Source organism: Serratia sp. PL7 (genome assembly GCF_945957435.1).
This window is the reverse complement of sequence record NZ_CAMFLB010000001.1, coordinates 1,913,864-1,940,679: the sequence shown is the minus strand read 5'-3', so window position 1 is coordinate 1,940,679 and position 26,816 is coordinate 1,913,864. Positions and strand designations below refer to the sequence as shown.

The 26,816-nt window shown below is 54.2% G+C and carries 37 protein-coding genes and 3 tRNA genes; 29 read left to right on the top strand and 11 right to left on the bottom strand.

What is annotated here, in order from left to right; genetic code table 11:
• Nucleotides 1-566 precede the first annotated feature (566 nt).
• From uvrY to N6G83_RS54915, 5 genes are all read left to right on the top strand, one after another.
• Complete coding sequence (gene uvrY, locus N6G83_RS09405) at nt 567-1,223, top strand: UvrY/SirA/GacA family response regulator transcription factor (RefSeq protein WP_004927947.1); 657 nt, start codon at nt 567-569, stop codon at nt 1,221-1,223.
• Nucleotides 1,216-3,048 (top strand): excinuclease ABC subunit UvrC, encoded by a 1,833-nt coding sequence (gene uvrC / locus N6G83_RS09400; RefSeq protein ID WP_025302361.1) that lies wholly within the window; start codon nt 1,216-1,218, stop codon nt 3,046-3,048. Before uvrY ends, uvrC begins: the two co-directional genes overlap by 8 nt.
• A 58-nt stretch (nt 3,049-3,106) precedes the next feature.
• Nucleotides 3,107-3,655, top strand: a complete 549-nt coding sequence (pgsA, locus tag N6G83_RS09395; RefSeq protein WP_004927937.1) for a CDP-diacylglycerol--glycerol-3-phosphate 3-phosphatidyltransferase — start codon at nt 3,107-3,109, stop codon at nt 3,653-3,655.
• 144 nt (nt 3,656-3,799) lie between these two features.
• Nucleotides 3,800-3,875, top strand: a tRNA-Gly gene (locus N6G83_RS09390).
• Between the two features lie 236 nt (nt 3,876-4,111).
• The gene (locus N6G83_RS54915) at nt 4,112-4,471 is read left to right on the top strand and encodes an Arm DNA-binding domain-containing protein (RefSeq protein WP_065424614.1); all 360 of its coding nucleotides are present in this window, start codon (nt 4,112-4,114) and stop codon (nt 4,469-4,471) included.
• A 618-nt stretch (nt 4,472-5,089) separates the two neighbouring features.
• Here the strand turns inward: N6G83_RS54915 and N6G83_RS09380 are convergent.
• Genes N6G83_RS09380 through N6G83_RS09370 form a run of 3 tightly spaced genes read right to left on the bottom strand, consistent with a single transcriptional unit; the run spans nt 5,090 to nt 7,714 of the window.
• Nucleotides 5,090-5,842, bottom strand: coding sequence for an SDR family NAD(P)-dependent oxidoreductase (locus N6G83_RS09380; RefSeq protein WP_071826108.1), 753 nt, complete (start codon nt 5,840-5,842; stop codon nt 5,090-5,092).
• Nucleotides 5,843-5,878: 36 nt separating this feature from the next.
• Entirely contained in the window at nt 5,879-6,664 is a 786-nt protein-coding gene (locus N6G83_RS09375; RefSeq protein ID WP_025302363.1) for a sulfite exporter TauE/SafE family protein, read from the bottom strand.
• 24 nt (nt 6,665-6,688) lie between these two features.
• Entirely contained in the window at nt 6,689-7,714 is a 1,026-nt protein-coding gene (locus N6G83_RS09370) for a TauD/TfdA family dioxygenase (protein WP_099817368.1), read from the bottom strand.
• Nucleotides 7,715-8,134: 420 nt separating this feature from the next.
• Between N6G83_RS09370 and N6G83_RS09365 the strand changes: the two genes are divergently transcribed.
• From N6G83_RS09365 to N6G83_RS09355, 3 genes are all read left to right on the top strand, one after another.
• Entirely contained in the window at nt 8,135-9,541 is a 1,407-nt protein-coding gene (locus N6G83_RS09365; RefSeq protein ID WP_225735594.1) for a PLP-dependent aminotransferase family protein, read from the top strand.
• 896 nt (nt 9,542-10,437) lie between these two features.
• Nucleotides 10,438-10,511, top strand: a tRNA-Cys gene (locus N6G83_RS09360).
• A gap of 10 nt (nt 10,512-10,521) precedes the next feature.
• Nucleotides 10,522-10,607 (top strand) — tRNA-Leu (locus N6G83_RS09355).
• Between the two features lie 138 nt (nt 10,608-10,745).
• Here the strand turns inward: N6G83_RS09355 and N6G83_RS09350 are convergent.
• The 8 genes from N6G83_RS09350 to N6G83_RS09310 all read right to left on the bottom strand — a co-directional run bounded on the left by N6G83_RS09350 (nt 10,746) and on the right by N6G83_RS09310 (nt 16,680).
• Nucleotides 10,746-11,756 carry a tyrosine-type recombinase/integrase gene (locus N6G83_RS09350; RefSeq protein ID WP_260515201.1) on the bottom strand — a complete coding sequence of 337 codons (1,011 nt, stop codon included), beginning with the start codon at nt 11,754-11,756 and terminating at the stop codon, nt 10,746-10,748.
• A gap of 6 nt (nt 11,757-11,762) precedes the next feature.
• Nucleotides 11,763-11,987 (bottom strand): DUF4224 domain-containing protein, encoded by a 225-nt coding sequence (locus tag N6G83_RS09345; RefSeq protein ID WP_260515199.1) that lies wholly within the window; start codon nt 11,985-11,987, stop codon nt 11,763-11,765.
• Nucleotides 11,988-12,197: 210 nt separating this feature from the next.
• Nucleotides 12,198-12,374, bottom strand: coding sequence for a hypothetical protein (locus N6G83_RS09335; RefSeq protein ID WP_199559748.1), 177 nt, complete (start codon nt 12,372-12,374; stop codon nt 12,198-12,200).
• Between the two features lie 41 nt (nt 12,375-12,415).
• Nucleotides 12,416-12,916, bottom strand: coding sequence for a siphovirus Gp157 family protein (locus N6G83_RS09330; RefSeq protein ID WP_260515196.1), 501 nt, complete (start codon nt 12,914-12,916; stop codon nt 12,416-12,418).
• A complete protein-coding gene (locus tag N6G83_RS09325) occupies nt 12,913-15,096 on the bottom strand; it encodes a hypothetical protein (RefSeq protein ID WP_260515194.1) in 2,184 nt (727 codons plus the stop codon). The genes N6G83_RS09330 and N6G83_RS09325 overlap by 4 nt, the downstream gene beginning before the upstream one ends.
• Nucleotides 15,097-15,147: 51 nt before the next feature.
• Entirely contained in the window at nt 15,148-15,426 is a 279-nt protein-coding gene (locus N6G83_RS09320; RefSeq protein ID WP_260515192.1) for a hypothetical protein, read from the bottom strand.
• A 10-nt stretch (nt 15,427-15,436) separates the two neighbouring features.
• Nucleotides 15,437-15,754, bottom strand: a complete 318-nt coding sequence (locus N6G83_RS09315; protein ID WP_060435313.1) for a hypothetical protein — start codon at nt 15,752-15,754, stop codon at nt 15,437-15,439.
• A gap of 539 nt (nt 15,755-16,293) precedes the next feature.
• Nucleotides 16,294-16,680, bottom strand: a complete 387-nt coding sequence (locus N6G83_RS09310; RefSeq protein ID WP_260515191.1) for a helix-turn-helix domain-containing protein — start codon at nt 16,678-16,680, stop codon at nt 16,294-16,296.
• 80 nt (nt 16,681-16,760) lie between these two features.
• On the opposite strand from N6G83_RS09310, the gene N6G83_RS09305 reads away from it, so the two are divergent.
• The 21 genes from N6G83_RS09305 to N6G83_RS09205 all read left to right on the top strand — a co-directional run bounded on the left by N6G83_RS09305 (nt 16,761) and on the right by N6G83_RS09205 (nt 26,814).
• The gene (locus N6G83_RS09305) at nt 16,761-16,967 is read left to right on the top strand and encodes a Cro/CI family transcriptional regulator (RefSeq protein WP_060424678.1); all 207 of its coding nucleotides are present in this window, start codon (nt 16,761-16,763) and stop codon (nt 16,965-16,967) included.
• A 61-nt stretch (nt 16,968-17,028) separates the two neighbouring features.
• The gene (locus N6G83_RS09300) at nt 17,029-17,481 is read left to right on the top strand and encodes a toxin YdaT domain-containing protein (RefSeq protein ID WP_260515189.1); all 453 of its coding nucleotides are present in this window, start codon (nt 17,029-17,031) and stop codon (nt 17,479-17,481) included.
• A 266-nt stretch (nt 17,482-17,747) separates the two neighbouring features.
• Nucleotides 17,748-17,972 (top strand): hypothetical protein, encoded by a 225-nt coding sequence (locus N6G83_RS09295; RefSeq protein ID WP_260515187.1) that lies wholly within the window; start codon nt 17,748-17,750, stop codon nt 17,970-17,972.
• Between the two features lie 2 nt (nt 17,973-17,974).
• Nucleotides 17,975-18,694, top strand: coding sequence for a helix-turn-helix domain-containing protein (locus N6G83_RS09290; RefSeq protein WP_260515185.1), 720 nt, complete (start codon nt 17,975-17,977; stop codon nt 18,692-18,694).
• Nucleotides 18,691-20,064, top strand: coding sequence for a replicative DNA helicase (locus N6G83_RS09285; protein WP_060435319.1), 1,374 nt, complete (start codon nt 18,691-18,693; stop codon nt 20,062-20,064). Before N6G83_RS09290 ends, N6G83_RS09285 begins: the two co-directional genes overlap by 4 nt.
• 44 nt (nt 20,065-20,108) lie before the next feature.
• Nucleotides 20,109-20,531: a hypothetical protein gene (locus tag N6G83_RS09280; protein WP_260515182.1), complete on the top strand. Its 423-nt coding sequence runs from the start codon at nt 20,109-20,111 to the stop codon at nt 20,529-20,531.
• A 3-nt stretch (nt 20,532-20,534) separates the two neighbouring features.
• A complete protein-coding gene (locus N6G83_RS09275; RefSeq protein ID WP_260515181.1) occupies nt 20,535-20,780 on the top strand; it encodes a hypothetical protein in 246 nt (81 codons plus the stop codon).
• Nucleotides 20,777-20,941: a TraR/DksA C4-type zinc finger protein gene (locus N6G83_RS09270; RefSeq protein WP_409529435.1), complete on the top strand. Its 165-nt coding sequence runs from the start codon at nt 20,777-20,779 to the stop codon at nt 20,939-20,941. The genes N6G83_RS09275 and N6G83_RS09270 overlap by 4 nt, the downstream gene beginning before the upstream one ends.
• Before the next feature lie 10 nt (nt 20,942-20,951).
• A complete protein-coding gene (locus N6G83_RS09265) occupies nt 20,952-21,422 on the top strand; it encodes a hypothetical protein (protein WP_260515179.1) in 471 nt (156 codons plus the stop codon).
• Nucleotides 21,419-21,847, top strand: a complete 429-nt coding sequence (locus N6G83_RS09260) for a hypothetical protein (protein WP_260515177.1) — start codon at nt 21,419-21,421, stop codon at nt 21,845-21,847. Before N6G83_RS09265 ends, N6G83_RS09260 begins: the two co-directional genes overlap by 4 nt.
• The gene (locus tag N6G83_RS09255; protein ID WP_260515176.1) at nt 21,834-22,160 is read left to right on the top strand and encodes a hypothetical protein; all 327 of its coding nucleotides are present in this window, start codon (nt 21,834-21,836) and stop codon (nt 22,158-22,160) included. Before N6G83_RS09260 ends, N6G83_RS09255 begins: the two co-directional genes overlap by 14 nt.
• Nucleotides 22,153-22,437, top strand: a complete 285-nt coding sequence (locus N6G83_RS09250; protein ID WP_260515175.1) for a hypothetical protein — start codon at nt 22,153-22,155, stop codon at nt 22,435-22,437. Before N6G83_RS09255 ends, N6G83_RS09250 begins: the two co-directional genes overlap by 8 nt.
• Nucleotides 22,434-22,619: a hypothetical protein gene (locus tag N6G83_RS09245; protein ID WP_260515173.1), complete on the top strand. Its 186-nt coding sequence runs from the start codon at nt 22,434-22,436 to the stop codon at nt 22,617-22,619. Before N6G83_RS09250 ends, N6G83_RS09245 begins: the two co-directional genes overlap by 4 nt.
• Nucleotides 22,609-23,451 (top strand): ead/Ea22-like family protein, encoded by an 843-nt coding sequence (locus tag N6G83_RS09240; protein WP_260515171.1) that lies wholly within the window; start codon nt 22,609-22,611, stop codon nt 23,449-23,451. The genes N6G83_RS09245 and N6G83_RS09240 overlap by 11 nt, the downstream gene beginning before the upstream one ends.
• Before the next feature lies 1 nt (nt 23,452).
• Entirely contained in the window at nt 23,453-23,782 is a 330-nt protein-coding gene (locus N6G83_RS09235) for a DUF2591 domain-containing protein (RefSeq protein ID WP_260515170.1), read from the top strand.
• The gene (locus N6G83_RS09230; RefSeq protein ID WP_260515168.1) at nt 23,779-24,249 is read left to right on the top strand and encodes a hypothetical protein; all 471 of its coding nucleotides are present in this window, start codon (nt 23,779-23,781) and stop codon (nt 24,247-24,249) included. The genes N6G83_RS09235 and N6G83_RS09230 overlap by 4 nt, the downstream gene beginning before the upstream one ends.
• Before the next feature lie 442 nt (nt 24,250-24,691).
• Nucleotides 24,692-25,288, top strand: a complete 597-nt coding sequence (locus N6G83_RS09225; RefSeq protein WP_060431583.1) for a DUF1367 family protein — start codon at nt 24,692-24,694, stop codon at nt 25,286-25,288.
• A gap of 8 nt (nt 25,289-25,296) precedes the next feature.
• Nucleotides 25,297-25,602 carry a Ref family protein gene (locus N6G83_RS09220; RefSeq protein WP_260515167.1) on the top strand — a complete coding sequence of 102 codons (306 nt, stop codon included), beginning with the start codon at nt 25,297-25,299 and terminating at the stop codon, nt 25,600-25,602.
• A gap of 154 nt (nt 25,603-25,756) precedes the next feature.
• Nucleotides 25,757-26,053 carry a hypothetical protein gene (locus tag N6G83_RS09215; RefSeq protein WP_060433296.1) on the top strand — a complete coding sequence of 99 codons (297 nt, stop codon included), beginning with the start codon at nt 25,757-25,759 and terminating at the stop codon, nt 26,051-26,053.
• Nucleotides 26,054-26,081: 28 nt separating this feature from the next.
• Entirely contained in the window at nt 26,082-26,534 is a 453-nt protein-coding gene (locus N6G83_RS09210; RefSeq protein WP_260515166.1) for a hypothetical protein, read from the top strand.
• 10 nt (nt 26,535-26,544) lie between these two features.
• Entirely contained in the window at nt 26,545-26,814 is a 270-nt protein-coding gene (locus N6G83_RS09205) for a hypothetical protein (RefSeq protein ID WP_409529434.1), read from the top strand.
• The last annotated feature ends 2 nt before the right edge of the window (nt 26,815-26,816 follow it).

Below are 26,816 nucleotides of genomic sequence, written 5' to 3'. Positions count from 1 at the left end.
ACCGGGCTTGCTCCGGTCACGCGGGTGGGCAACGTTCGCTCATTGCTTGTCCGAATCATCCTCTATCGGCAAGTTATTTCGAGGTGGTTAACAAGTATTTGTCCGGCACGTTATTGTTGAACGATGGGGTTATTATAATTATTTGGAGCGTAGTACACCGATTTTAGCGGCGTTTGCCGGGAATAATAGTTTCGACCGTGGGTTGCCAGACCCGCGTTGGCAGCGGATTTTGCTACGCCTTTAAATATCAAATGATTACAAATAGCCAATAGCCGTGTTAATATTATTCATGTCGTGATTGCTTACACAGATTTCTCACTCGCAGCATGATTGTCGCGCTATCCTGTGTCGGGTACAGCGCCGCGGAATTATTTTCGTCGCCTGATGTTTTCCGACGTGACGATTTATCGGCGGCATAGACGGCTAAAATTGAAAAATCAGCTCTGCTCCGCAAAGTTATTCGAAAGTATGTATTAATCTGTGTTCATTCTTGTCTGAAAAACAAGTAATATCTCTGGCGAAAACAGAGGCCGATTGCGTTACTCCCTTTTTTTGGAGATTTTTCCTTGATTAGCGTTCTTCTTGTTGATGACCACGAACTGGTGCGCGCAGGGATACGACGCATTCTTGAAGATATCAAAGGTATAAAAGTTGTCGGTGAGGCCCAGTGCGGTGAAGACGCCGTAAAATGGTGCCGTGGCAACGCTGTCGATATCGTGCTGATGGACATGAATATGCCGGGCATTGGCGGGCTGGAAGCCACGCGCAAGATTGTGCGTTATGCGCCCGACGTCAAAGTCATCATGTTGACCATCCATACTGAAAATCCTTTGCCCGCGAAGGTGATGCAGGCGGGGGCCGCCGGTTACCTGAGCAAGGGCGCCGCGCCGCAAGAAGTGATTAACGCCTTGCGTTCCGTGCATGCGGGGCAGCGCTATATCGCGTCTGACATCGCTCAGCAGATGGCCTTGAGTCAGCTGGAACCGCAGGCTGAAACGCCGTTCAGCTGCCTGTCTGAACGCGAGTTACAGATCATGTTGATGATCACCAAAGGCAAAAAAGTGAATGAGATCTCGGAGCAACTGAGTCTCAGCCCAAAAACGGTGAACAGCTACCGTTACCGCATGTTCAGCAAACTGAATATCAGCGGCGACGTCGAATTGACTCACCTGGCCATCCGACATGGATTGTTCAATGCGGAGACGTTGTTAAGCAGTGAATGATCGTTTTGATGCCAAAGCCTTCCTGAGTACCGTCACCAGCCAACCCGGCGTCTATCGTATGTACGACGCCACGGGGACGGTGATCTACGTCGGTAAAGCCAAAGACCTGAAAAAGCGTCTCGCCAGCTACTTTCGGCAGCAGGTCAGCAGCCGTAAGACCGAGACGCTGGTTAAAAATATCGCGCAAATAGACGTAACGGTTACCCATACCGAAACGGAAGCGCTGTTGTTGGAACATAACTACATTAAATTGTACCAACCGCGATATAATGTTCTTTTGCGAGACGATAAATCTTATCCGCTGATTTTTCTCAGCGCGGATACCCATCCCCGTTTGGCGGTGCATCGCGGCGCCAAACACGCCAAGGGCGAATATTTCGGGCCTTTTCCCAACTCTTACGCCGTACGCGAAACGCTGGCGCTGCTGCAGAAGCTGTTCCCGATCCGCCAGTGCGAAAACAGCGTGTATCGCAACCGTTCACGTCCGTGTCTGCAGTATCAGATCGGCCGCTGTCTGGGGCCTTGCGTCGCCGGCCTGGTGAGTGAAGAAGAATATCGGCAGCAGGTGGACTACGTGCGGCTGTTCCTTTCAGGCAAAGATCAACAGGTATTGCACCAGCTGATTGCGCGCATGGAAGAAGCCAGCAAACTGCTTAATTTCGAAGAGGCGGCGCGCATTCGCGATCAAATTCAGGCCGTACGCCGCGTCACGGAGCGGCAGTTCGTGTCGGGCGACAGCGACGATCTGGACGTGATTGGCGTGGCGTTCGATGCCGGTATGGCGTGCCTGCACGTGCTGTTCATCCGACAGGGCAAGGTGCTGGGCAGCCGCAGCTATTTCCCTAAAGTGCCGGGTGGTACGGAGATGAGCGAGGTGGTGCAGACCTTTGTTGGCCAGTTCTATCTGCAAGGCAGCCAGGCGCGCACGCTGCCCGGCGAGATCTTACTGGATTTCAGCCTGCCGGAAAAAGACCTGCTTGCGGAATCGCTCTCCGAGTTGGCGGGGCGCAAGATCCAAATTCAAAGCAAACCGCGCGGCGATCGCGCCCGTTATCTGAAGCTGGCGCGCACCAACGCGGCAACGGCGTTGACGACCAAGCTGTCGCAGCAGTCGACTATTCATCAGCGGCTGGCGGAATTGGCCAAGGTGCTGAACCTGACGGAAATCAACCGCATGGAGTGCTTCGATATCAGCCATACCATGGGCGAGCAGACCGTGGCTTCGTGCGTGGTGTTCGACGGTAACGGCCCCGTGCGAGCGGAGTATCGGCGCTATAATATCAGCGGCATCACGCCTGGTGATGACTACGCGGCGATGACGCAGGTGCTGAAGCGCCGTTACGGCAAGGCGCTGGAAGAGAAAAAGATCCCGGATGTCATCTTCATCGACGGCGGTAAAGGGCAACTCGGCATGGCGATCGAGGTATTCAAATCGCTGAACGTCACCTGGGACAAGAATAAGCCGTTGCTGATCGGCATTGCCAAAGGCGCCGACCGCAAGGCCGGGTTAGAAACGTTGTTCTTCGTCCCGGAAGGCGAGGGAATTTCTCTGCCGCCGGATTCGCCGGCGCTGCATGTGATCCAACACATTCGTGACGATTCGCACAATCATGCGATTACCGGTCACCGGCAGAGAAGGGCGAAAGTCAGAAATACCAGCGCATTGGAGCTGATTGAAGGCGTAGGGCCGAAACGGCGCCAGGTGCTGTTGAAGTATATGGGCGGACTGCAACCTTTGTTGAACGCCAGCGTGGAGGAAATTGCAAAAGTGCCGGGTATTTCACAAGCATTGGCAGAAAAGATCTACAATGCATTGAAACACTGAGGGCAATGTAGCAACATACTCTTAATTTCCACTCTAGCCAGATAGTTACCGTAGCATTATGCAATTGAATATACCGACTTGGCTTACCCTGTTTCGCGTAGTTCTGATCCCATTCTTTGTGCTGGCGTTTTATCTGCCGTTCAACTGGGCTCCGATGGTTTGCGCCGTTATCTTTGTGTTTGCCGCCGTCACCGACTGGTTTGACGGCTTCCTGGCACGCCGCTGGAAACAAACAACGCGCTTCGGGGCGTTTTTGGATCCGGTCGCTGACAAAGTGATGGTGGCGGTGGCGCTGGTGCTGGTGGCGGAGCACTACCACAGCTGGTGGATCACGCTGCCGGCGGCCACCATGATCGCCCGCGAAATCATCATTTCGTCGCTGCGTGAGTGGATGGCGGAAATTGGCAAACGCAGCAGCGTGGCGGTGTCCTGGATTGGCAAAGTGAAAACCATGGCGCAGATGATGTCGCTGGTGGGCCTGCTGTGGCGGCCGGATCGCTCCGTGGAGTATGTGGCGATTGGTTTGCTGTATATCGCGGCGGTGCTGACTTTCTGGTCGATGTTCCAATATTTGAACGCGGCACGCAACGATCTGCTGGAACCGTGATCGATACGCTGCAAAAATCGGCAAACGATCGTGATGCGCCAACAATTTTATTGACTCATCACGTCAGGTAAGTAGAATGCATCGCATCAGACGACAACGATGAATTGCCGAAAGATAGCAAAGAAATCAGTAAGTTCTGGTAATGCGGGAATAGCTCAGTTGGTAGAGCGCAACCTTGCCAAGGTTGAGGTCGCGAGTTCGAGCCTCGTTTCCCGCTCCAAATTTTGATCTGCAGAGTTCTTTGGAATTCCATTGAGGTTTGTAAGTCATTGAAAAAAGGGGCGAAAGCCCCTTTTTTTATTCCAGAGGTTTTCCCTGGAATCCAGCGCCAGCCAACACTTTTTAGTCCATTTTTTAGTCCATCAATACGGACGCGAGCTTGTGCGCATTGTTGCTGTATGGCACTGGGCGATATGCCGACCATCTGTTCCTGAACCAGGCACAGAGGAGTTGGACATGGCACTTTCCGATACCACCATTCGGCAGGCAAAAGCCGTTGCCAAGGCATGCACACTCGGCGACTCTGATGGCCTCGCGTTGGCCGTGTCACCCGAAGGCAACAAAAGTTGGCACTTTCGGTATTCCTGGAACAGCAAGCAGAAATGGTTGTCTCTGGGTACCTACCCTGGAATCTCCCTCAAAGAAGCCCGCACTCGTCGCGACATCGCTTGTGAATTGGTTGCCCGCGGCATCAACCCCTGCAAGCAAAGAAACCAGGACCGCAGACACGCCTTTCTCGCTGAGAATCACACCTTCCAGAAGGTGTTCGAGCAATGGTTCGAGTTTCGCAAGAAGAGTCTGAAGGCGGGCCGTTAAAGCACACAGGAGCAGATCCAGCGAATCTTCCTCAGAGATATTCTCCTGACCCTCGGCCCTCAATCTGTCTATGAGATTAAGCGTACGGACTTGTTGGATATCCTCGAGAGCATTGAACGCCGTGGGGCTTTCACAACGGCCGTCACCCGATGTACCGCTATGCCCTGGTTAAGGTTCCGGACCTGGAGCAGAATCCGGCGTCTGACCTTGATGTAGTGGCCGCGCCCAAATCCCCCGTTCGACACAACTCCCTTCCTGCATATGGGCGGACTGCCTGAATTGTTGCAGAAGCTCCGTGCCTACAGGGGACAGTTGCAAACTCAGCTGGTGCTACGGTTGTTGATGTTGACTGGTGTGCGCACGGGCGAACTTCGCTTGGCGACGCCTGATCAGTTCCACTTGGATCAAGGTTTCTGGATTATCCCTCCGGAGATCGTCAAGCAACTGCAGCTGGATATGAACAGGGACGGCAAACAATCATCGGATAAGCGTCTGTTGTTGATGGCGATGGCGCTGTTCACGCTGGGCAATGCGGTAGTCAGCCTGGCAGTAGAGCGCGACCTGGGATTCGAGTGCCACTCCTATCCCATGCCGATCACAACTGATCCGAGTACCCCACTACAGGTTGCGTACGACATTGAGAGCCGCACTGCTCTGGGCCACCGGCATTATTTCTATCGTGTTGATATTCAGATGCTCCGGCTGCTGGATGATCCAGAATACAGTGTTGGCGATGTCCTCAGGAGCAATAGCTTTTACATCTTTGTACAGAGCTTCGACCGCTTCCATATTGCCATTGAGTCGTACCACCGAGAATTCAGTCCCAGAACACAGGCCGGGCTCGATATTGGTAACTCTCACATGGGTACCAGCCAAATCGGCGCGCAGATTCAAACTGAATTGTTTGACGAAAGCCTTGCTGGCTCCATATACATTACCTCCCGGATATGGGTAGGTCCCGGCGATCGATCCAATGTTGATGATCAGTCCGCTGTTAGCCTCAACCATCCCTGGCAGAACTCGATGAGTGACGAGGGCAAGACCGGTGATGTTAGTGGCGATCATGCGCTCCCAATTTTGTACATTGCTCTGCTGTGCACGCTCAATGCCCAACGCCAGCCCCGCATTATTCACCAGTATATCAATGGAAAACGGGGCCTCACTCACCTGCTCGAACGCCTTGTCGAGGGACAGCGGATCAGTGACATCCAGCGGCAGCGGGATGAACTGTTCGCCAAGCTCCTGCCGCAGGAGCAAGAGCTTCTCCATGCGGCGTGCAGCGCCTATGACCCGATAGCCTTCGGCAATCAGCCGATGACAGATTGCTTTACCAAAGCCGGCTGAAGCCCCGGTGACTAATGCAGTTCGCATACTATTCCTACCTTTGTTAGAAATATCGTTGGAAACTCAGGCCAGATACTTCACGCCAAGACTGGCGAACAAGCAGAGCATCGAAAATACTAGAGCTTTACGCACGACGTCATTGCCCTTACGAATTGCCAAGGCACTGCCCAGATGGTTGCCAAGGATGTTGCAGGCCACCAACGGCAAAGCAAGCAAATAAATCACCTTGCCGGCAATAACAAATGCCACCAGCGCCCCGATGTTTGAGGCAAAGTTGAATGTCTTGGAGTTTGCGGAGCTGGAAACCAGGTCCATTTTGAGCAGGTAGTGAAAGGCAATAATAAACATGCTTCCTGTGCCTGGCCCGAAGAAACCATCATAGAAGCCAATAACCAAGCATGTCAGTGGCACCACAGTAAACAGCATTCCATGAGACAAGACATGTTCCTGTACTGGCCGATCTTTTGGTGTAAGAAAAATCAGAATACCAAAGGGGATCAAAGCAAGAATGATCTTACCGACAGTTTCCTGTGGAATTGAAACAATCAGGTTCGCCCCCAGATACGCGCCCAATAGCGAAAATGGGACGCCTACAAGAGCCACCTTCCAGACCATCTTGCTATTGACCAGAAAATTCCTTATCGCCGCAAGAGTTCCCAAGGTACTGACTAATTTTTCCTGGCCCAGTGCGACTTGCGGCGGCAGGCCAACGAGCAAAAAGCCCGGCACCAAGAACAAGCCTCCACCACCTGCGATGCTGTCGACAAAGCCAGCTATAAACGCAATAGTACCCAGCAAAATAATCGCAAATATCCAATGCTCAGCCCAATAGGCTCCTAGTAGTTCCATGGTAATACCTCTATAAGAAAAAATTCAGGAAAGGACTTCGTAAAGATGATCTGCACGCGCCAAGCGCACTCGGCTCAGGCTATTGACCGCGAACAAACGAATTAGCCAACGATCTGCACCGTCATTCTGCGGCTCGAAAGCATCCCGAGCGTGGAGTACCCGCTGGTTCTTGAAGATCATGAAGTCCCCAGGTAGCAAGAGATGCGGCTTATCGAACTTACGGGTTTCAAGCATCGTTCGCAGGACATCAAGCGCGTGTGCGGCAGGGGTATTTGTGCCGTACGTGTTTTCACTATCGAAACGATACAACCACTCGTTGCCCAACCCTCGGACCAACACAGCCAGGTTAGGCGTCGAACGACGATTACTGGCGAAAGAATCCGGGCGTCGCACTTCAAAATTCGGCAAACTCAGTTCATGCACAATAGAATCCGGAAGGCTGTTGAGGACTTCATCAAGATTGACTAGTGTGGTGTTGATTCGTGGGTCGCAGCGTATGCCGACGAACGACAAGTATTCCGGGCAGCACGAAATATCGCCGACAGCCTCAGACGACAACGGCAAATCTGGGTTGTCTACGTGGTAGGAAAAGCGAAGACGGGAACCGTGAGAACTTTTCTGACTAGCTGATGCTCGTGAAGGAATCACATGCCGAAATAAACGACCGTCATTTTCACCTTCGTATACGACGGGGTGAATACCTAACAGGCTTTGCAGCGAGAGGTTCACGAGGCAGGCAATGGGGGTGCTCTTCGGACTCAACACGCCAGAGTACGGTGTCGGCGGAGTATCACGATCTCGTGGGCAATTCCTTATCACCATTGCAGTAATCGCCGGGTCTTCAACGAATGTACGGATCTGGCGAGTTAGTTCGGCTCCAATTATGTCCTGGGCCTGCTCCTTAAGCTGAAAATAAATATCCTTGGTGGATTCAAAATCCAGCGGAGTCTGGCTTAACACCGTTTGCCATGCGCTGGAGGTGACCCATGGCAGGCGGATCTCCAACGTTGTCACAGACTCGGTGTCCTGATTGTGCTGTGTGCGTTCCATTTCAACTAAGTTTCCATATTTCGGTGCTCGACTCGCTTGATTTGCGGACAGCACTCCCTGTTGTTGTTTTTTGTGATTTAAATCACGTTTTTTTTGCTTTACCTCAAGCAGGCGCCATTAATGAATCGATCAATTCAACCTAATTGCATCGATTCAATTACTGTAATTGAATCGATTGCGGAAATTCAATTAATTTCTGTCACACTGATTTAACTAACACCTGCTTTGGTGTTAATTTTTTGATTTTAAACTATTTATTTTTATTTTAATTCTCTGGTTACCTGCGGTTTTTGCGAGAATTAGGGTGGGCTAAGTAATGAAATCAAGGAAATATTCTGAAAATAGCTCGATAACCTTTAACGGGTTCCTCGATTACACCCATAACGCTTGCATATACTTTTATGCTAGGATTTGGCATTCATGAAGATATCTGGTGCTTTACCTATGTGGGTCCCTCAATACAGCGATCATGAGAAACCGGTTTACCTGATGATTGCCGATGCCCTGGAGCAGGACATCAATTCCGGGCGCCTGCAGCCTGACGAGCGGCTGCCAACGCTCAAGGATCTCGCTGGAACTTTGAAAGTCACTCCTGGGACCATTGGCCGTGCCTATGACGAAGCGGCCAAACGTGGGCTAGTGATCGGTGAGGTCGGTCGCGGGACCTTTGTCCTGCCTGCCCAAACCAAGGCTGCGCCACGCGCGATAGGCGAGCGCTCCCCCGAAGACAATGCACAGATTGATCTTTCAATAATTAAGCCTAGTGATGCCGACATAGACGGTTGGTTGCGGCAGTCAATTATTGAACTCGCGCACTCAGCGGATTTGGGCCGTGTGATGGACTACACCAGCGATGGTGGGCACGCAGTACACAAGCAAGCGGGGGCTCGTTGGGTGCAACGCAGTCTGCCAGATGCAACGTGGCAGCAGATCGTCCTCACTTCCGGAGCGCAGCATGGCTTGCTAGTGGCGATCAGTAGCCTATCGAAAACCAATGATGTGATTTTGTGCGAAGAGCATTGCTATCCTGGAATCATCTCTCTTGCTCATAGCCTCGATCGGCGACTGCAGGGCGTACAGATAGATGAATTCGGGCTACTCCCTGAGGCCTTCCGCGCCGCTTGCGTTGAGCACCGCCCAGCGTTACTAATTTGCGTAACCACCCACCAAAATCCAACTAATTCAATCATGCCCCCGGAGCGTCGCGAGGCAATCGCGCAGATTGCCCGCGAGCATGATGTATTCATTATTGACGATGATATTTACGGTTTTCTGGAGGTCCAGCCAGCGAGTAAACCGATTTCGGCCTATGCACCTGAGCGATCCATCTATTTGACGAGCCTTTCAAAGAGCATTCTTCCCGCGTTACGTATTGGCTACCTGTACGCGCCTCCTGAGACTCTCTCACGCTTGTCATCCATGGTCCGTAGCAGCGTATGGATGCCTTCGCCGATGATGGCACAGTTGGCCAGCAACGTGATCTGCAGCGGTATGGGTGAGCGATTAGTCAAAGCGCAGCAAGATGAGGCCGCTGCACGGCAGAGACTGGTCAAGGAAGTTCTTGGCAGTTATCGAATTTGCAGCCAGCCCAACAGCTTCCACGTTTGGTTGGAATTGCCCGAACCATGGACTTGCGATGAGTTTGCCAACTTGGCCCGTGCTCATGGGGTAATGGTCGTTAGCGGCAGCCAGTTCCTAGCACAGCGTACTATCGCCTCTAATGGCGTGCGAATTGCATTGATGTCACCGAGTCGCGCCGAACTGAAGTTTGCGTTAACCACGCTGGCCAGCTTGCTAGCCTCTCCCGAACCACGCTTGTTTTACTAAAGCAGCGCATACATATAAGTAGCCGTCAGGCGACAGTTCGTCGGGGGAGGCCGTGTCCAATGGAGCTTCGATCCTTAGCCTGAATCAATCTTTGGGCATTTAAGGGGCTCTGCGACTGGTTCTACAGCTTTTCCACTGGGCATACTTAAAAAGTAACTTGCACTAACTCAGCAGACCCTCCGTCCTTCTAAGTGGGCAAGCTTGTCATCGAATGATAAGCCAAGCTGCACCCAATCAGTAACGCTGCTGTCAGGGCATTGAGCTGGCACGGTAGAGTGATAGAACAACTTCATATGTCCCTATATCTCCAGTCGTTTTCATACCGTAGGATGCCCCCGTTGAACGGCGAAAACAGGCACATTTGATTGGACATCGTGCCGGTGCTCTGCAGGGGGATTGATGCCGACCCATCGTGCGTTGGACAACCTGGCGTAAGTCCCCAGCTCTGCAGTTGCGTTGGCCGTTCAGGGCTGCGGCGCTGGAGATTGCGCGATGTCCCCATGATGATGTTTTACATGATATCCCATCATCATAAGCAGGTGAAAAGCCGGAGAGGGGGAGGTAAGCGATTCCTGTAGAGAAAAAAAGATCCGATTTGCCCGTGAATTCCCGAGCCGACGCATATAAAATCAACATTCCGCTTGCCTTTCCGTCGGCATTGTGAACAGTGCGCCCACAAAATAAGCAGTTGAAAGCGTTAGAGAACTTTTTGCTATTTCGGGGGGTTGCCAAGGTGGGGGGTTTAGTCCATAATGCAGTCCATCGATTCGGCGGTAACGAAATAAATTACTTAAGAATCAGATGATTAGGATAAGCGATTTCAACATCGCCAACCAAAAGAACAAAACGAAGTGGGTGAATCACCGGCTTTGGCCTGAAAAGGCAAACAGAATAAAGGCGCGTTAACAAAGCGGTTATGTAGCGGATTGCAAATCCGTCCAGTCCGGTTCGACTCCGGAACGCGCCTCCAACTTTCCCGAGCCCGGGTGGTGAAATCGGTAGACACAAGGGATTTAAAATCCCTCGGCTTATGGCTGTGCGGGTTCAAGTCCCGCCCCGGGTACCAGGGAATAAAAATACCGAATAATCAAAGCAATAAGTAGTAATGTCGTAGACCGCCGAGAGGCGGTTTTTTTGTTTCTTTGCTCCCGCTCCTAACATCATTCCTAACATCGTTTTTACTCTATGCGCGCGCACTGAATAATTACTGCCCGCCGACCACCGGCACAATCTTGGTTTTTCTGTCGTATCTTGCTGTTTGGCTGATGCTCTTGTGTCCTGAAATCGCCTGCTTCTCGGTGAGTGATCCCTCCAGATCAGAAATGCCTTTGGCTTTGAGATCGTGGAAAGTGAAATCAAAGCTCAGCTCTGGAAACTCGGCGGCAGCTCGCTCCCTGGCGGTCTGCCAGCGGCTATTAAAACCATCCCGCGTATATCGGTGTCCTCGAGGCTGGTGTAGAACGTACATGCTCACCACACCATCCTTTAGCGGTAGGCTTGCGGCGAGGGCAATCGCAGCTTTAAGCCGGTCTGTCCATGCCTTGATCTGCTTCTTGCCCGTTTTTCCCTGCTTGATAAAAATCCCTTCCGGCAACAGCTGTGATTTTGACAGGGAAAGCAGGTCGCCTTGCCGGGCGCAGCAAAGATAAGCCAGCTCCATCGCTGCCTGTACCAGGGGAGGTGAGACTGAATACAGCGCGCTATATTCCTGATCGGTGATATACCGTTCCCGCTCATTTTCTTTGAACTGCTTTACGCCTTTGCACGGATTCATCTTTACCATGCCGCGCTCGTACGCCCAGCGGAACACGCGAGACATAAATGATTTTTCGCGATTCGACTGGGTGGTGCTCTTTACGCCGCGCTTGTCCATGTATTGGCGGATGTGCTGCGGCTTGATCTCATCAGGTAGCATTTTCCCGAACACCGGCAGCACCTTGCCTGAATACTTTCGGTAGTCCTTCTGCGTTTCGGTGCTCAGGTTGGAAAAATCAGCTGATCCAAAAAAGTCTTCAACCAGAAAATTGAAGGTTCGCTTTTTCTGCGCACCGGCGTTTTCCTCCTCAAATCGCGCCCATACCAGCGACAGTGGCGAATCCAATGCGCAAAGCGAGATTGAGCCGCCACCGGCCGGATGAAACTCGTATTGTGTTTTGCCGCGGTAAACGCGCTTTGGCAACGCGTTGTCTGCTGCATTCTTCCGTTTACCTGCCATGATCCCTCACATCGCATCAAAGTTAGGCGTGTTCTCTTCCGTGACGGTCGGCGCCATGCATCCGGATAGCGCCGCGTTAACGTGAGCCCATGTTACCCTTGGGCGCCCGTCCCGGCGTTTGATGAAAGATATGCCAGCGCGGGCTAGCGCCTCGCATTGCTTTGATGGATATTTATACCCGGTCATCTCGATCAGCTCCTCGTCGGTCAGCAGCTCGTTGTTGGTGCTCATGGTCTTTCCCCGTTATGCGGGCGATTACGTCGTCGGTCACACGACACGCCCGGGTGATATCGTCATCGCTCAGCGTCGCTTTTCTGACGCTGGCAGACAGCCGGCCAATCTTGATATCGAAATCAGAGAGTAGGCGGGCGCCTGGTTGCCATGGTTGCATTGCTGTTCCCCGTTGTGTGGTTTCCAACAATGCAAACATGGCGGTGGTGGTTATTTCTGATTTGGAGTAATCGGTTTTTTAAACGCCTGTTTCTCGCGCTTAAACCGCTCGGTGTTCGGGAAGTCAAACACCAGCTCGCTGCGGCTTTCGACCCAGATAGTGCCGGTAGTGCCGTCGGAAAACTGCACGCGCACAGCGTCGCCTTTGGCCAGGTACATTCTCAGCATGTGAGATCCTCAGTATTGGCCCCGTTGCCGGGGCCGGGTGATTACTGTACCTGCAGCGATGGTTCGCCGATTTCGATATGCGCGCCTTTGACTTCCACGCCGTTCTCGATTGCCTCTTTGATGGCTTTCTTGTCCGGTGCAACCACCGTTTGCACCGTCACCAGTTCATCCGGCAGCAGGTCGGCATTGTCGACTACCACGCTGGCGGAGCCTTTTCTCGCCGTGAAGGTGTTCGCCGTGGTTTTAATGGAGCCCTGGCCGCTGGCCAGCAGGCACGCCAGCACATACTTGCGGATCGACTTTGCGCGGTTCTCGAATGACTTTTTACGGTCGGTCAGGCGATTGATTTCCGCCGCCAGCGTGTCGGCTTGCCCCTCGATATTACGAACGTGGATAAAAGCAGCGTCCAGTTTGTCGCCGAGCGCCCCCTCGATACCCTCCAGCGTGTCGGCGATCATCTCCGGCGTCAGATCGTCGGAGGTTTCGATCAGCTCCTGAAACTTGGCGTAATCAGCTGCTAATGCAATGGCGTTAATGCTCATGATGCTTTCTCCTCGGTCAATGCGGCGATGCGTTCATCTTTCAGGGCGGTCAGTCGGCGCAGTCGTCCGGCCAGGTATTGGGCAAACTCTTTATCGCCTTTGCCGTCGGCGGCCTTGCGATGGGCTTCAATCTCACGGGCGACAGAACCGTGAACCTTGGTCGCTTCATTCGCCGTAACCGCGCCTTTGAGGGTCTCAGCCACTTTCGCCAGATGCTCGTCCAACTCTTCGCGCATGCGGGTTACGCCCTCGGCTTTCTCGCTAGCGTTCTTAAGCGCGAACTCTGCATCGTTCTCTTGGCGGTAGGTAAGATCGTCGTACAGGCCGAGGAAGATATCGGCGGAGAATCCGAGCTGAGACAGCGCTTTTTTAGTTGCATCGGTGAGGGACTTTTTCGGCGCTTCGCCGTCGCTCAAGTACCGGCCGCCCTGCGCTGCGTAGATGTAAGGTGTGCAGCCATAAGAGAGCACTTCGCCAGTTTTTCCGCCGTGCTTGTACCACAGGCGGATTTTCACGGTGTGGTTTACCTCACACAGATAACCGCCGGCGCCGTTTGAAATTATGGACTTGATAAAGCCCCCATCGGCTTGTTTAACGTTCTGCATGAGCGGTGCGCCATTGTCGAAACGCTCTTCGATGATTTCTACACCCCAGTTAATGCCCTGCGGCCCGAATACTTTGGTGGCCTGCATCACCATGTATGTGCCGTTGATCGATGTGCCGCCGCCGTTATTGCTGAATGCCTTGGTAAACTTGGCATCGGTCTTATAAACGCGGTTCCAGATTCCGAGGTTGTCGCCATCTTCTGCTGATTGTTCAGCGATCACCTGCGCAACCTGCGCGGCGCGCTGCTGGAAATCGTCGGCTTTCAGCTGCTGCGCCAGCGCTTCGGCGTGGTCGGCGTTTTCTTCCGCCTGCTGCAGTTGCGGGGATTTCTCCGCTGGCGCGTTGGCGTAAACGCCATAGCCCATCTGATCCAGTTGCTGTTTGGCCTGCGCCGCTGCTGCATCGGTAACTTGCTGCTGCTGCGCCACTTCCGTTTTTTCACCCTGATTTGAGGGGGCAGATTGCGCCGTGTCTGGATCCGCATGCTGCTGCTCACCGTTGCCGATCAGACCTTCGATAGAGAAGCGGCCGCCGCCGAGATTTTCCACTGCTACCGGTGGCGCGTTCTTTCCGTAGCTCTCCAGCTCAGGACATGCAGGGTGACCAGCAAGACGGGATTTCACGAAGTGCAGGCGTTCGGCGTCGTCGCTGATCAGCTTGAGGTTTTTCAGACCGTCGGAAATGATGCCGTGGCGCACGTCCGTTTCGACGTTGAGAATGCCGACTATCACACGCAGCGTTTTGTCCCACGCGCGCCAGGCGTTATCGCGGTTGGCGATAATCTCTTTCGCATTCTTCACGTCAGCCGCTTTCGCATCCGCAGGATTAACGCCCAAGATCGACAGTGCGGTGTGCATGCTCAGGGTGTTGTAGTCGGCCGCGCCGCCGGCATTGTCGGTGCTGGTGCTGGTGCTGGTGCTGGTGCTGGTGCTGGTGCTGGTGCTGGTGCTGTTCTGCGTGAGGTTTTCACGATCGTCAGGCTTGCCGACCCAGGCCTGCGCGAATGCGGTGGTGGCTTCTTCGGTCGGCATGGCAGTAGTGTTTTGGAACAGCGCTGAAACCAATTTGTAGACGGATGCGGGGTACATGGCGCCGACAGCGGGAACTGATACTAGCCCGTCGATCACCGCGCGCATGCCGGTATCATCTGGCGTTTCCTCATCATTGAGCAAATCCACAACAAGCGATAACTGGCTATCATCGATCTCGGCATCACCGTACATCACAACGGCGGCGATCCGAACGTTGGCAGGCTGCGCCATCAGGTCGATAGGACCGGCCGGCACTTCCGGCTCTGGCTCTTTTGGCGTCCACGCGTTGCCGTCGAACACGTTCTCAGAGGCAAACTTTTCATCGAACTGACCGACGGCCGGGCGAGGGTGTCCGGTCTGATCTTCGACGGTTTTCGGGTTGAAGAAGTTGTCGCCGCCCTCGGGGTAGGCTTCGTACAGTTTGCCGGTGGCGATGCTTTCGGCTGCGCGCTTGTTTGGCGCCTCCAACGCGATCACCAGCGGCACGGCGCCGTTAACCTGGGCCTTTTTCTTCGGCTCAAAAAGTGAAATGTAGATAGGCATTTTTGGTCTTTCCTCTGTTAAAAACCGGCGCTGGTCAGGCGCCGGGGTGGGTTAAAACTTCTCGCGCGCTACGGCTTTCACGTTGTCGCAATACCAGCTGTAAAGCTCACGCTGGCGCTGCTGCAGGGTGTCCGGCGTCGCCATCATTACGGCCATCAGCAGGCGGTCGCGGGTGTCGGCGGCGGTGCCGTCGATGTGGGTGAAAACTTCGATCGCCTCGTCGGAATAGCCGTGCGTCGCCGCGGCTTCGAATTGGTCGCGCTGCCCGGCCTCTTCATGGCGTTGCCACAGCGCCAGCTCGGCGCTCAGATTGTGGGTTTCGATATTCATGGCCGCGCCCTCAGTACGGGAGTTCGTCGGCGTCGACAGGGCAGTGCTCAATGCAAAGCAGCTGCTGCACCTGATCGTCGATCTCGGCAATGCGTTTGTAAGTGGCGTCGGCCAGACGGGCTTTTTCCAGCTGCAACGCTTCAACCTGTTTCCCGATGATGTCGATCGGTTCAGGCTGATTAACGTCGATGTGGATTGTGCGGGTTTCCAGCAGCACGTATTCCGGGTACTGAGACATATCCATGGTGAACACGGAGATTTTCTCTTGGGTGTACTGGCTAACGTTCGCGTGGATAAACAGCGTGACGGGTATCTGTAGTGCTTTCATAGCGACTCCTGATATACTGCTTGCTGATCAGTAGCGCAAGCAGCTGGTCTTTCCTCTGCGTAGGGTTGGTCCCCTACGCAACCTGATGATTGGGTTGGTCCCCTTTCATCCATCTCCCCGAGATGTAAACTCGGGGTAATCAGCCCGCCTCGTGCGGGCTTTTTACTGCCTAAAATTTGGTGCCGGTCTTTCCCGGCCGTCAGGTCAGGGCTGGTCTTGCCCTTGGTCTTTCCTCGCGGGGTTCCCTCTGTTCGAGGGCTTCAGTTCTCACTGAAGGGTCTCACTTAATTCATTGCCTGCTGTGAAAAAACTGCCCGGCGAACCGGGCTAAGTGTGACAACACAGCACGTTTACCTCTGGGATTCTTTGCCGCGTATCGCCCGGCTGGCGGAACATTTCTGAACAACCGCTGCAGGGTTAGTGCGCTGTTGATGGGCTTAATTTAGATAAATCTAACTGATTGGTCAACGATAAAATTAGAAAAAACGAACAAAAAGGGTAATAAAAAACCCAACGCATTGAAATGTTGGGTGATTTTCTTATTTGGATTTTCTGGCTTTTAGCAGTTCTTCAAACAGGCGGTTGAATCCATCAACTTTATCGCGAAGCATTGAAAGGTGAGATTCCTTCTCAGACTCAGGTAGAGCCTTGAATAGATCCAACAGTTCTTTTTCTCGCTCATCAAGTTGTGGCGGTGACTCCTCTGGTTCTCCTGGCTGCTGGTTATCGTCCCCGTAGAGAATCCAGGTGGGGGAGCATTGAAGCGCTTTGCTTAGGGCGAATAGGTTCTTTCCCCCGGGTTCGCTATCGCCCGTTTCCCACTGCGAAACGGTGACGTGTGACACCGGCACGATCTTCGCGAGAGCGCGCTGGGTTAACTTCAGTTCTTTTCTACGCGCACGTATGCGCTCGCCGGGTAATTTCATAGTTAGATAATTCTAAATTCTCTTGACTTCGTTATCTTGAACATCTAATTTGTTCGGAAAATCTAACAGGAGGTGTTCGCATGTATACCGCAGATGCAATCGCATTTTTCAAAACGAAAGCAGCCTTAGCCGCCGCCGCCGGAGTCCAAAAACCCACGGTTTACGCATGGGGTGAGTTGGTGCCAGAAGGCCGCGCTGCTCGCCTAGAACGCATCACGGAAGGCGCGCTGAAGTATGACCCTGCGCTTTACCAAAACCGTGACGTGCTCAACAAGGGTGCAGCTTAACAACCAACCCCACCGAAAGCTGATTAAGCAAAATTGGTTTTCGAGCGACAGGAGACGCGAAGTGGAAAACATCGAGAAACTGAAAAACGAGATCGTGAGCTGGGCGGCGGAGCAGGGGCAGGAACACGTTGCCATCGAGATCACCCGCGCATGGTTCCAGCTCGGCGCCGACGGTGACCGGGTTCGACTGTATCCGATCGAGGATGAAACCGGCGCCGCCGACTGGCGAGCGATCAACACCAACCGGCAGGCGATTTTCCGCCATATGCGCAGCGAGTCGAAAGCCGCGCGTGAGAAGGTGCAGGAGCTGGCCGACGCCATGCTCGCCGCGCTGCCGGCGGAACGGCGCGCCCGGTTATCTGGCCCGACTCAGCAATATTTGCTGTCAGTGGCCATCCGTGAATTTGCCGCGGCGATCATCGCCATTTTGCTCGGCGCCTGCGACACCCCGCAGCGAATAGCAGGGGCGTTAATCGCCCTGCAGGAAACCCAGCGCCTGACCAGCGCCGCGTAAAAACTTTGTACCGAGGAAAGACCAATGCGACCAGAAGAATTTATTCACAAACATGTCGTTGCTGAGCTGCTGAAAGATGGCTACAGCGAAGCGGCGGCGCAGGGGGGGGGCAAGCGAGGCCGTAGACCACTACCGCCGAGCCTCAAAGGCTTCTTCCCGTCAGGGGATCTTTGCCGACTGCCTGCACCACGCCAAAACATTCGTCAAATACGGCAAGCGGAACAAAACCCGCTCTGCCAAAGGCCAACTTTTTTGAGGGTTGCATCATGCTGAGAACGACAGAAAGCATCACATGGCGCAACGGATTCCGCATCAACGGTGCGCCAGCGGCGATTGAAGAGGTCGAGCCAATTTTCGAGGGGCGCCGGGAGGCAGCGCTCTCGCTGTGGGAACAATACGAGCAGGGCAAGGCCGCGCTGCGTGAAGAAAACTTATCGCCGGAGCAGTACCAGGACGCGTACCGCCAGCTTGCAGACTCGCTGGGGATCTGATCATGAGCATGGAACTGATGGTGCGGGCCATGAAAATCAAAGTTGGCAACCCGCTGCGCAAATTGGTGCTGCTGAAACTGGCCGACAATGCCAGCGATCAGGGTGAATGCTGGCCGTCGGTGCCTTACATCGCTGAGCAGTGCGAAATCTCCGAGCGCTCGGTGCAAAATCACATTCAGCGGCTGGTCAAGGATGGGCTGGTGCGCATCGAAAAACGCCTGGCTGAGAACGGACTTAATCGCTCAAATGTTTACCACATCACCTTATCTGGCAGTGGTGCAAATCCTGCACCCTATGGTGCAGCTCCTGCACCAGGTGGTGAATCTCCTGCACCAGGGGGTGGTGCAGCTCCTGCACCCAGAATCAGTCAGTCTTTTGAACCAGTCAATGAATCACCCCCTAACCCCCAGGAGGGGGACGACGCTGGCGCGCCGGACAAGTCAAAAATTAAATATCAGGACGTGGCTGACGCCTACAACGAAATCCTGGGTGATCGGCTGCCGAAGGTTCAGGAGCTGAACGACAAGCGAAAACGCCAAATCAAGCGCCTGCTGAGTGAGCTGCATGAACCGACCCTCGACGCGGTGAAAGCCTACCTCGAGACGTTCGCCGACACTGCAGGGCCGTTTTACTTCGGCGACAACAACCGTGGCTGGCGCGCTGGGTTCGATTATCTGCTCCGCTCCGAAGTGCTGGTTAAAACCCGCGAGGGTTCGCTATGACGCCGCAGGAGATGGAAGCGACCGTGCTGAGCGGCCTGCTGGTTGGCGGCGCCACGCCTGACGCGCTGGACGTAATCGCCACCATGCCCGAGGACGCTTTCAGCATCCGGTTTTACCGCGAGGCTTACCGGGAAATTAAAAAACAGGCGCTGACGCATGGCGTGATCGACGTGGTGCTGATCAGCGAGGCGCTCGGCGGCGATAGCCTGGCTTCGCTGGTGGAAGTCAGCCGCATGCCCGGCACGCTGGCCAACCTGAAAGGCTTCGCGACGCTGGCAACCAAGGGCTGGCGCAGCCGCCAAATGGCCACGCTGCTGCAGGATGGCGCCGACAGCATCCGCAACGCCAGAAACCAAGAACAGCGCGACGCAGCGATCCAGTCGTCCGTAACCAAGCTGATCGAAATGTCTGCCGATACCGGCGGCGTGGTGCCGGTGCACTTGGGTGAGCTGCTGGGCGGTTACATGGATTTGATGGATCGCCGCATGAAGGGCGACGCCGAAATGCGCAACCTGTACAGCGGGATTGCTGAGCTGGATGCGATCACCGGCGGCTGGAACCCGCAGGATCTGATTGTGGTCGCCGGCCGCCCGGGGATGGGTAAAACAGAGTTCGCTCTGAAAGTGATCGAAGGAGCCACGCGCGACGGCGGCGGGGCGCTGATTTTCAGCATGGAAATGGCGGCGCTGCAGATGGTAGAGCGCTCCGTCGCCGGGGCCGGAAACCTGTCAGTGTCGAAGCTGCGTAAGCCGGAATCGCTCTGTGACGAAGATTGGGGGCGGATACACACGGCGCTCGAGGTGCTGAACAATCGCGATATCTGGATCGTTGACGCAACCGATCTGAACGTTGACCAGATCCGCGCAATCACCGAAACCCACAAACGCCGCTACCCGCATTTGGCCGTCGCCATGGTCGATTATCTGGGCCTGATCGCCAAGCCCAAAGCGGAGCGAAATGATCTGGCCATGGGCCATATTTCCCGCAGCCTGAAAACTATGGCCATGCGGAGCAAAACACCGGTGCTGGCGCTGAGCCAGTTATCGCGAAAAGTCGATGATCGCCCGGTCACTGCCCGGCGGCCGACAATGTCCGACCTCAGCGAATCCGGCAAGGTTGAGCAGGACGCCGACAGCATCGTGTTGCTGTACCGCGACGGGGTTTATAACCCGGACGGCCCGGCGGCGCGCTACGCAGAAATCATCGTTGGTAAAAACCGATTCGGCCCCGGCGGTACGGTTTACCAGGAGTTTAAAAACGGCCACTTCGTCGCCTGCGATCAGGTAGTGGCACAGGAAGCAACACGCATCCAGAAGGAGGCACAGCAACCCAAACCGAAAGAACGACGTTACGCGACAAAGCCATTTTAACCGGCGCCTGACCAGCGCTTGAACGACCAAAACGAGGAAAGACCATGAGCACTATCAACGAAATGATCCGCGATAAGCGGTTTGTGATGGATGACGGCTGCGATCACCTGCCGGCCATCATGGACAGAATCAACCAGGCGGCCCGCGCCCGTTCCCGCGCGCCGTACTGCCCACCGCCAAAACCCCAGCGCGTCGCCCGGCCGGCAGCCGAATCCGGCCCAATCGTCAAAATCGGTGACCGTATCAGCTACGGCCGCCGGGTGATGACCGGAATCTATGAGCTGCAGCTCCTGGGGCGCTCTCCCGAAAGCATCGCGCTGATGCTCCGCATGCCACTCGATCGAGTGCTGCACATCCTGAAGCCTATAACGGCCGTACGCCGCGAAATACAGAAAAGCGTGGCAAGTGGGTTACCCCCACGTGAAAAAGACGTCATGCGTCGTCTGGCGGCCGAATCGAGGGCATAAACCATGGCCGGGCAATCGGACTATCTACCGCCCGGCCTGCCATTCAATCGAGGCGCATGGACGCTGGAACAACGCGATTTAGAGCAGTTCGACCTGCGCGCCTGCGGCCTGGTCCGCGATTTATTCGCGAGGAAGATCACCCGCACCACTGTGCTGGTGGCGATTGAAGAGGCGCCGGAGCAATACCGGGAACATTTCAGAGCACGTTTGAACTACTGGCGTGATCGCAGAGAGGGGAAGGAACAGTGAAAAAATTCAAAGAGTGGGTAAACAACAATCCGTCGGCGGCGCATGAGTGCGACGAGTGCGGCGAAGAAATCCCAGAAGCACGGCGCAGAACCGTGCCAGGCGTCCGCCTCTGCATCGACTGCAAAGAGCTGGAAGAACTGAACCAACGTACACACAGGTAAGGATTTGATAATGAAAAATATCGTTGAAAATCAAGGTATAAAAACTGATAAGCCGTTGCCAATGAGTTATGAGGCACTGAAGGCTGAGCGCGATGCGCTGGCAGATAAATGCGATCGCCTTGAGTACAACCTTGGAAATGCAATAGTTGGCGAGCAGGAAGCATTGCAGCGAGTTAATGCGCTGGCTGTGGAGAATCAGGCGCTGAATAAATCTCTGGACGATGTCTGTGATGCATACGAAAACGGGCAGCGTGACCTTCTCAGCGAAGCTATAGACAAAGCGATCAACCTACCGTCCCCAGCCACTGACGCAGCACTTGCAGCTATCGAAGCTCGGGGAGTTGAGAAGTTGGCTGAAAAACTCGACGCGGAAATAGAGCAAATCATGAGAGGTGCATTTTTCTACGATGAGATTTCCAGTCGTGAGGCTATCTCAAAAATGGTTCGCGAATTCGGCGCCGAACTGCGGGAGGCCAAATGAAAGAGCGCCCATACGACAACCGCAAGGCTCGCATTGAGAAGAAATTCAGCACTGAAGCGATGCGTCTGCTGATTGCACTTATGCCGCGTCAATATCCTGCCGATGCATTTGAAATGGAATGTGGTTATGAATGCCGCCTTGATTTCGACCAGTGGCAAGTAACCACTGTTGATTATTGGGGTGAGGCTGACAGCTATGATGCGTTCTATCTGCTGCACGACGCACTGATTTTGCAAACCACCGACTGGGACGGCATGAGAAAGGCTCACGATGCTGTCGGTTGGGAGAATTACAACGCCGTTGATGAATCCCCTTTCTATTCCCCTTGGCGGTTTGGTGATGTGACGCGCCGAGAAATCATTACTCACTGCCGTAAATTGGTTAAGGCAGGCGTGTGTTGGGAGGTGCGTGATGCCAGCAAATGAACTGAAGCCAACTCTGGCCGATTGGTTAGAAAGTGGTGAATACCTTCCCGAGTTCATGCGCGACTTCCATGACCAAAAGGATGTGTTCAAAGCCATGCACCACATCATCAAAAACGCAGACGAAAATGGCAACGCGCGTGATGGCCACATCTACGTTGTCGATACCTTCCTGTGGTATATGGCCCGATGCGGATACACCTTGAAGCGCAGTAGAAAACAGGTCGAGTTTCGTGACATGGAAGGCGATATCGACAAGATGAAAAAGGATGTTTACTCAGCCTTCTCAAAATTGGTGGAGTCCCAGCATGGCTAAGCGTAAGAGCAACATCATCGAAAGCGCGTGCAGATGCGGCGAGCCTATCAGCATAGAAATTAACTGCACTCAGCGGATATTTCGGGCGGATAAGAAGCGCCCTTTCTATCCAGATGAGAGTGTCGCTAAAAAATTGGCTGGCCTGAACGTTAACTTGAAAGATTACCCGGAGAACGGCATCACCGTGTTCCGCTGCCGTAGTTGTGGTGCGAGCGTTGATGAAACAGTTCCGGGAGCTGAATTTGAGCGGGCCGAGGCCCAGGAGAAAGCATTATGAGCATATTCATCGGTGTGATTCGCACACTAATTTTTGTAGCAGCAGTGCTTCTGGTTTCTGCCATGAAAGTCACTGTGACAGGGCCTTTCGGTTACTTCATCGCTGGCATGTTACTCAGCTTCTACTGCTGGTTAATTCTGAAGGCACTGGACTACATGAAGGAATACCGGCATGGACAATAAGCTGAGCGAACTGAAGCGCCGGGCCGACAAATGCCCCATCAAGCGATTTAAGGCATTCATCGGCAAAGCCAATACGCAAGCAACTCTGTGCGCCGATACAGGTATCGAAATTATTGGCTGGAGTGGTTTCGACGCATCTGATCTGAATGCCAAAAGCCACCGCGTGGAACTGGCCCGTTTTATTGCAGCAGCTGACCCAGAAACTATTCTCGCCCTGCTGGCAGAGCTGGAAGCGAAAAAGCAAGAGCATCGAGTGCATGCTGCGAGGCTGATTAGTGAGCGTGGGGTTTTGCGTGAGCGCATCGCCGAGCTGGAAGCAGAAATCACGAACATCGTAGATAGCCATGCTGAAACGGTTGCAGAATTACGCGCCAAGCTGGAGGCGAAGGATGAGCGAATTGGCGAGCTGGAAGCCATTGCCACCGAGTATGCCGGTAAATTCCAGAAGGCGCAGGATGCGAACAAGCATCTGGTTATCATGAGCAACGATGACAAGAAGCGCATCGCCGAGCTGGAAGACATCCGAGCAAACGCCTCACAGGTGTTCACAGAAATCGGCAACGAACTGGGCTGCAACCCCGACAACGAGTCGATCATGATGGCTATCGATGCGCTGAAAGAGCGGGAAAAGCGCGTGGTGGCGCTGGCCGGTGGCAACGCTGATCTGTGGGAAACCATGGCTGCGAGACTTGAAGCCGCAGAAGCCAAGCTGGCTACGCCGGTGCGGTTGCCGACCACTTCCGGCCGCCTGGGCGTGGCATACACACGGGTAATTCCAGAAGTTATCGAAGCTATCCGCGCCGCTGGCTTCACCGTAGAGGGGGATGAGTAGGATGGTCGATTACAGCAAAATGAGCGACGGTGAAATCAGCGTAAGGCTGGCCTATTACCTCAAGCCAAAATATAGCGCCATCATTAGCCCAATAGACCCTACTGGCGCGCAGCTTTCATGGAATTGGCTCAACACAGTGCAGACCACTGGATTCCACCCTCTTCGGCGTTCGGAAGAACTATTCCATGTCATGAAGAAACACAAAATCGGCCTGTCACCGTCAGGAAAAACGGTATGGCAAGCGAGCCATGAATCGGGAGCGAGCGCTACGCACAGGAACCCGCTGCGGGCGGCGGCGATTGTATATCTCATGATTAAGGAGGGTGCATGACACTAACGACTGAGCAGTTGAGAGCGAGAATTGGTCATCTGAAAGAGCGGCTGCGCGATATGAAGCAGCATAAATACCCTGGCAATTGCCCTAACGCCACTGCATACCTTGAAAGCCTCAAAGCCGAACGCCAGCAAGACATTGCTCTACTTGAAGAGCTCCTGGCTAACCGGGAGGCGCAGCCGGTGGCGTGGACAACAGTATTCGGCGACAAGCGGGCAGTTACTGTTCATGCCGAAACTGCTGAAGTTTGGAATAGTGATGGGCTGCAAGTGCAATCTCTGTTCACCGCCCCGCCAGCGCCAGACAACGCAAACCCAGTGGCATGGGAAATGCGCTACTGGAACAGCGGCCACAACTGCTGGCACGACTGGGAGCGCATCACAGCAGAGCAACACGCAGAGATGAGCGTGCAGCACGCGGCGGACAACGATTACGAGTTTCGTGTACTGGCTGAACTGAAATAGCATTACAGGTGGCATTCACTGAGTGCCACCGATAACGTCAAGTGGTTGTATTTGTTCCAGAGTGCATTTTTGCACTCTGGCTTTTTGTTTGACGCATCACACAAAACCACTGTACGCATAAACAGTATTTTTGTGCCATAATCTTCCCGTGAGATTTGTTGTGCCGGGGAGTAAACAAAAAATGATTATAGAACAAGATATTATAAAAAACTTACCATCTGACGGGCGCGTGTTGTTGAGGTGTGAAGGAGGCCGAATAACGAGCGCGAGAACACTTCGAGATAACGAGCATATAGCATCGCTTAACGCGTTGATTGACATAGCTAAACAGTCTGGTTATTCAGTTGTTTCACCGGACGGGATTACGCTATAATTAGTGGGCTGGACTGAACACCCGGCACACCATAAATCTGAACAGCTGCTGCGCCACCGGAGAAAGCCCATGGCGCAGTATTCGTTTGTAAAATCCGCAGGAAATTTGTTAGTGCCGGCCACCCCGGACGCGATCGAATTCCTGAAAACCAAAGTGAAGATCGGCGCCGTCCTGTATGCCGATTTTAGCCAGGCCCGCAACCCGGCATTTCACCGCAAATATTTCTCCCTGCTGAATCTCGGCTTCCAATATTGGGAACCGACCGGCGGCGCCATATCGCCGACCGACAAAGAGCTGGTCACTGGTTACGTGAAATTCCTCGCGTATTACGCCGGGAACGAAAGCACGCTGCAGGCAGCCGCCGACGAATATCTGCAGGATGTGGCAGAAAAGCGCGCCGGGAATATCAGCGCCGCAAAATCGTTCGAGGCATTCCGCGCCTGGGTAACGATTCAATCCGGCCACTACACCGCATACCAGATGCCGGATGGCAGCGAGCGCAAAGAACCCCGCAGCGTATCGTTCGCCAAGATGGACGATATCGAGTTCGCCCAGCTCTACAAAGCCACCATCGACGTGCTCTGGAATTTCATCCTGTTCCGCTCGTTCCCCAATCAGCAGGCTGCAGAAAACGCCGCCTCCCAACTGCTCAGCTACACGGCATAGGGGGAACCATGGCGACCAAAGACGAAAAGCAATGGTTATCCGATGTGGCAGATCTTGGCTGCGTCGTCTGCCGCAATCTGGGTTACGGCCCATCCCCAGCTGAAATACACCATATCCGCACAGGACAGGGAACAGCACAGCGCGCCACCCATAAGCAAACCCTCCCGTTATGCCCACCGCATCACCGCACTGGCGGCCACGGTATAGCCGTACACGCAGGAAGAAAAACATGGGAGGAGAATTACGGCACTGAGCTGGAATTGCTGGAACAAGTCACAAGGGAAGTGGAGGAATTGCGCGAATGCAGAATTTAATCCTATCCCTAAGAGCAGCAGGAAATAGCGAAAAGTCACAGGGCGCCCAGCGGTGGAAAAGAACAAAATCCTGTTTCGCCCATCTTCTTGCAATGGCCGGCGGCGCGTTCACTCCTCTCTATGCTCGCGCACGCGCGCGTTTAGGGGGCTGATCATGCCTCTCGTTGCAACATTCCGAACTGACTGGTTTCGCGTGATTACCGATATCAACCGCACCCGCATGGCAACGCAGAGCATCGCCGAGGAATTGGGCGTATCGAAATCTGCCGTTCTCGGCTGGAAGTCGGGATCTGAACCGCGTCACGGCGACGGTGAGGCGCTGATCGCTCTCTGGTGCCAGGCGACAGGCTCAGACCGTGGCAGCCTGCCGACGGTGCTTTACCGGCAATGGTGGACGTTCAAGCGTCCGGTAATTGGTCGGGAATCCGACCGCAAGCAAGGCAGACAATGACCGTTCATCAACCCAAGGAGTAAACGCAATGGGACGACCACGCAAAGAAATCCAAACCCCCGGGCAGGAAAATCAGCGCTCGGAAGAAAACGCCGCTGACGCACTGCTGTTGAATTCTGTCGCGCAGCAACCAGCAAATACGCCGGAACAGCTGAACGCCGCCACCGCTGGCGCTACGGTGATTACCGTTCAGGAGCCACAGCGCAGCGAAGAGGAGCTGGCATTGGCCGCCCGCAACGCGCTGCTGGGAACTATCAACGAGCAGGGAGCCGCCATCATCACGAAGTTTGAAGCGTACGCTTTCATCGATGTAAACGGCCATCCGCTGACCAATAACCTCGAATTCCTCAACCTGGTGAAGAAAGCCACCGATGTGGCTACCGGTGGCGCTGGCCCGATGGTGACGAACGAAGAGGGCAAGAAGCAGCCGGCAGCAGGGAAACCTGTTTTAACTGAACACGGCTGGCACGTACCAGGCTAAGGGGGAAATCATGTGTGGAAGCATTGACCCAGGCAAAGTTTTAGATCCTGCCGGGCTTTTCAAGAAAGACAAGATGCCCACGATCAACCAAACAGACCCGCAGGCCGAGGCGGATGCAGCAGCCAACGCGGCGGCCCGCACAGCTAATGCGGACGCTTCGGCGCGTAAAAAACGTAAGCAGGGCTCGTCACTGCTGGCGAGTGGATCGCAAGGGGCTTCTGATTCCGGCTCGTCACTGCTTGCCAGCGGAGCCAGCGGCAAACCAACGTTAGGGGCGTGATT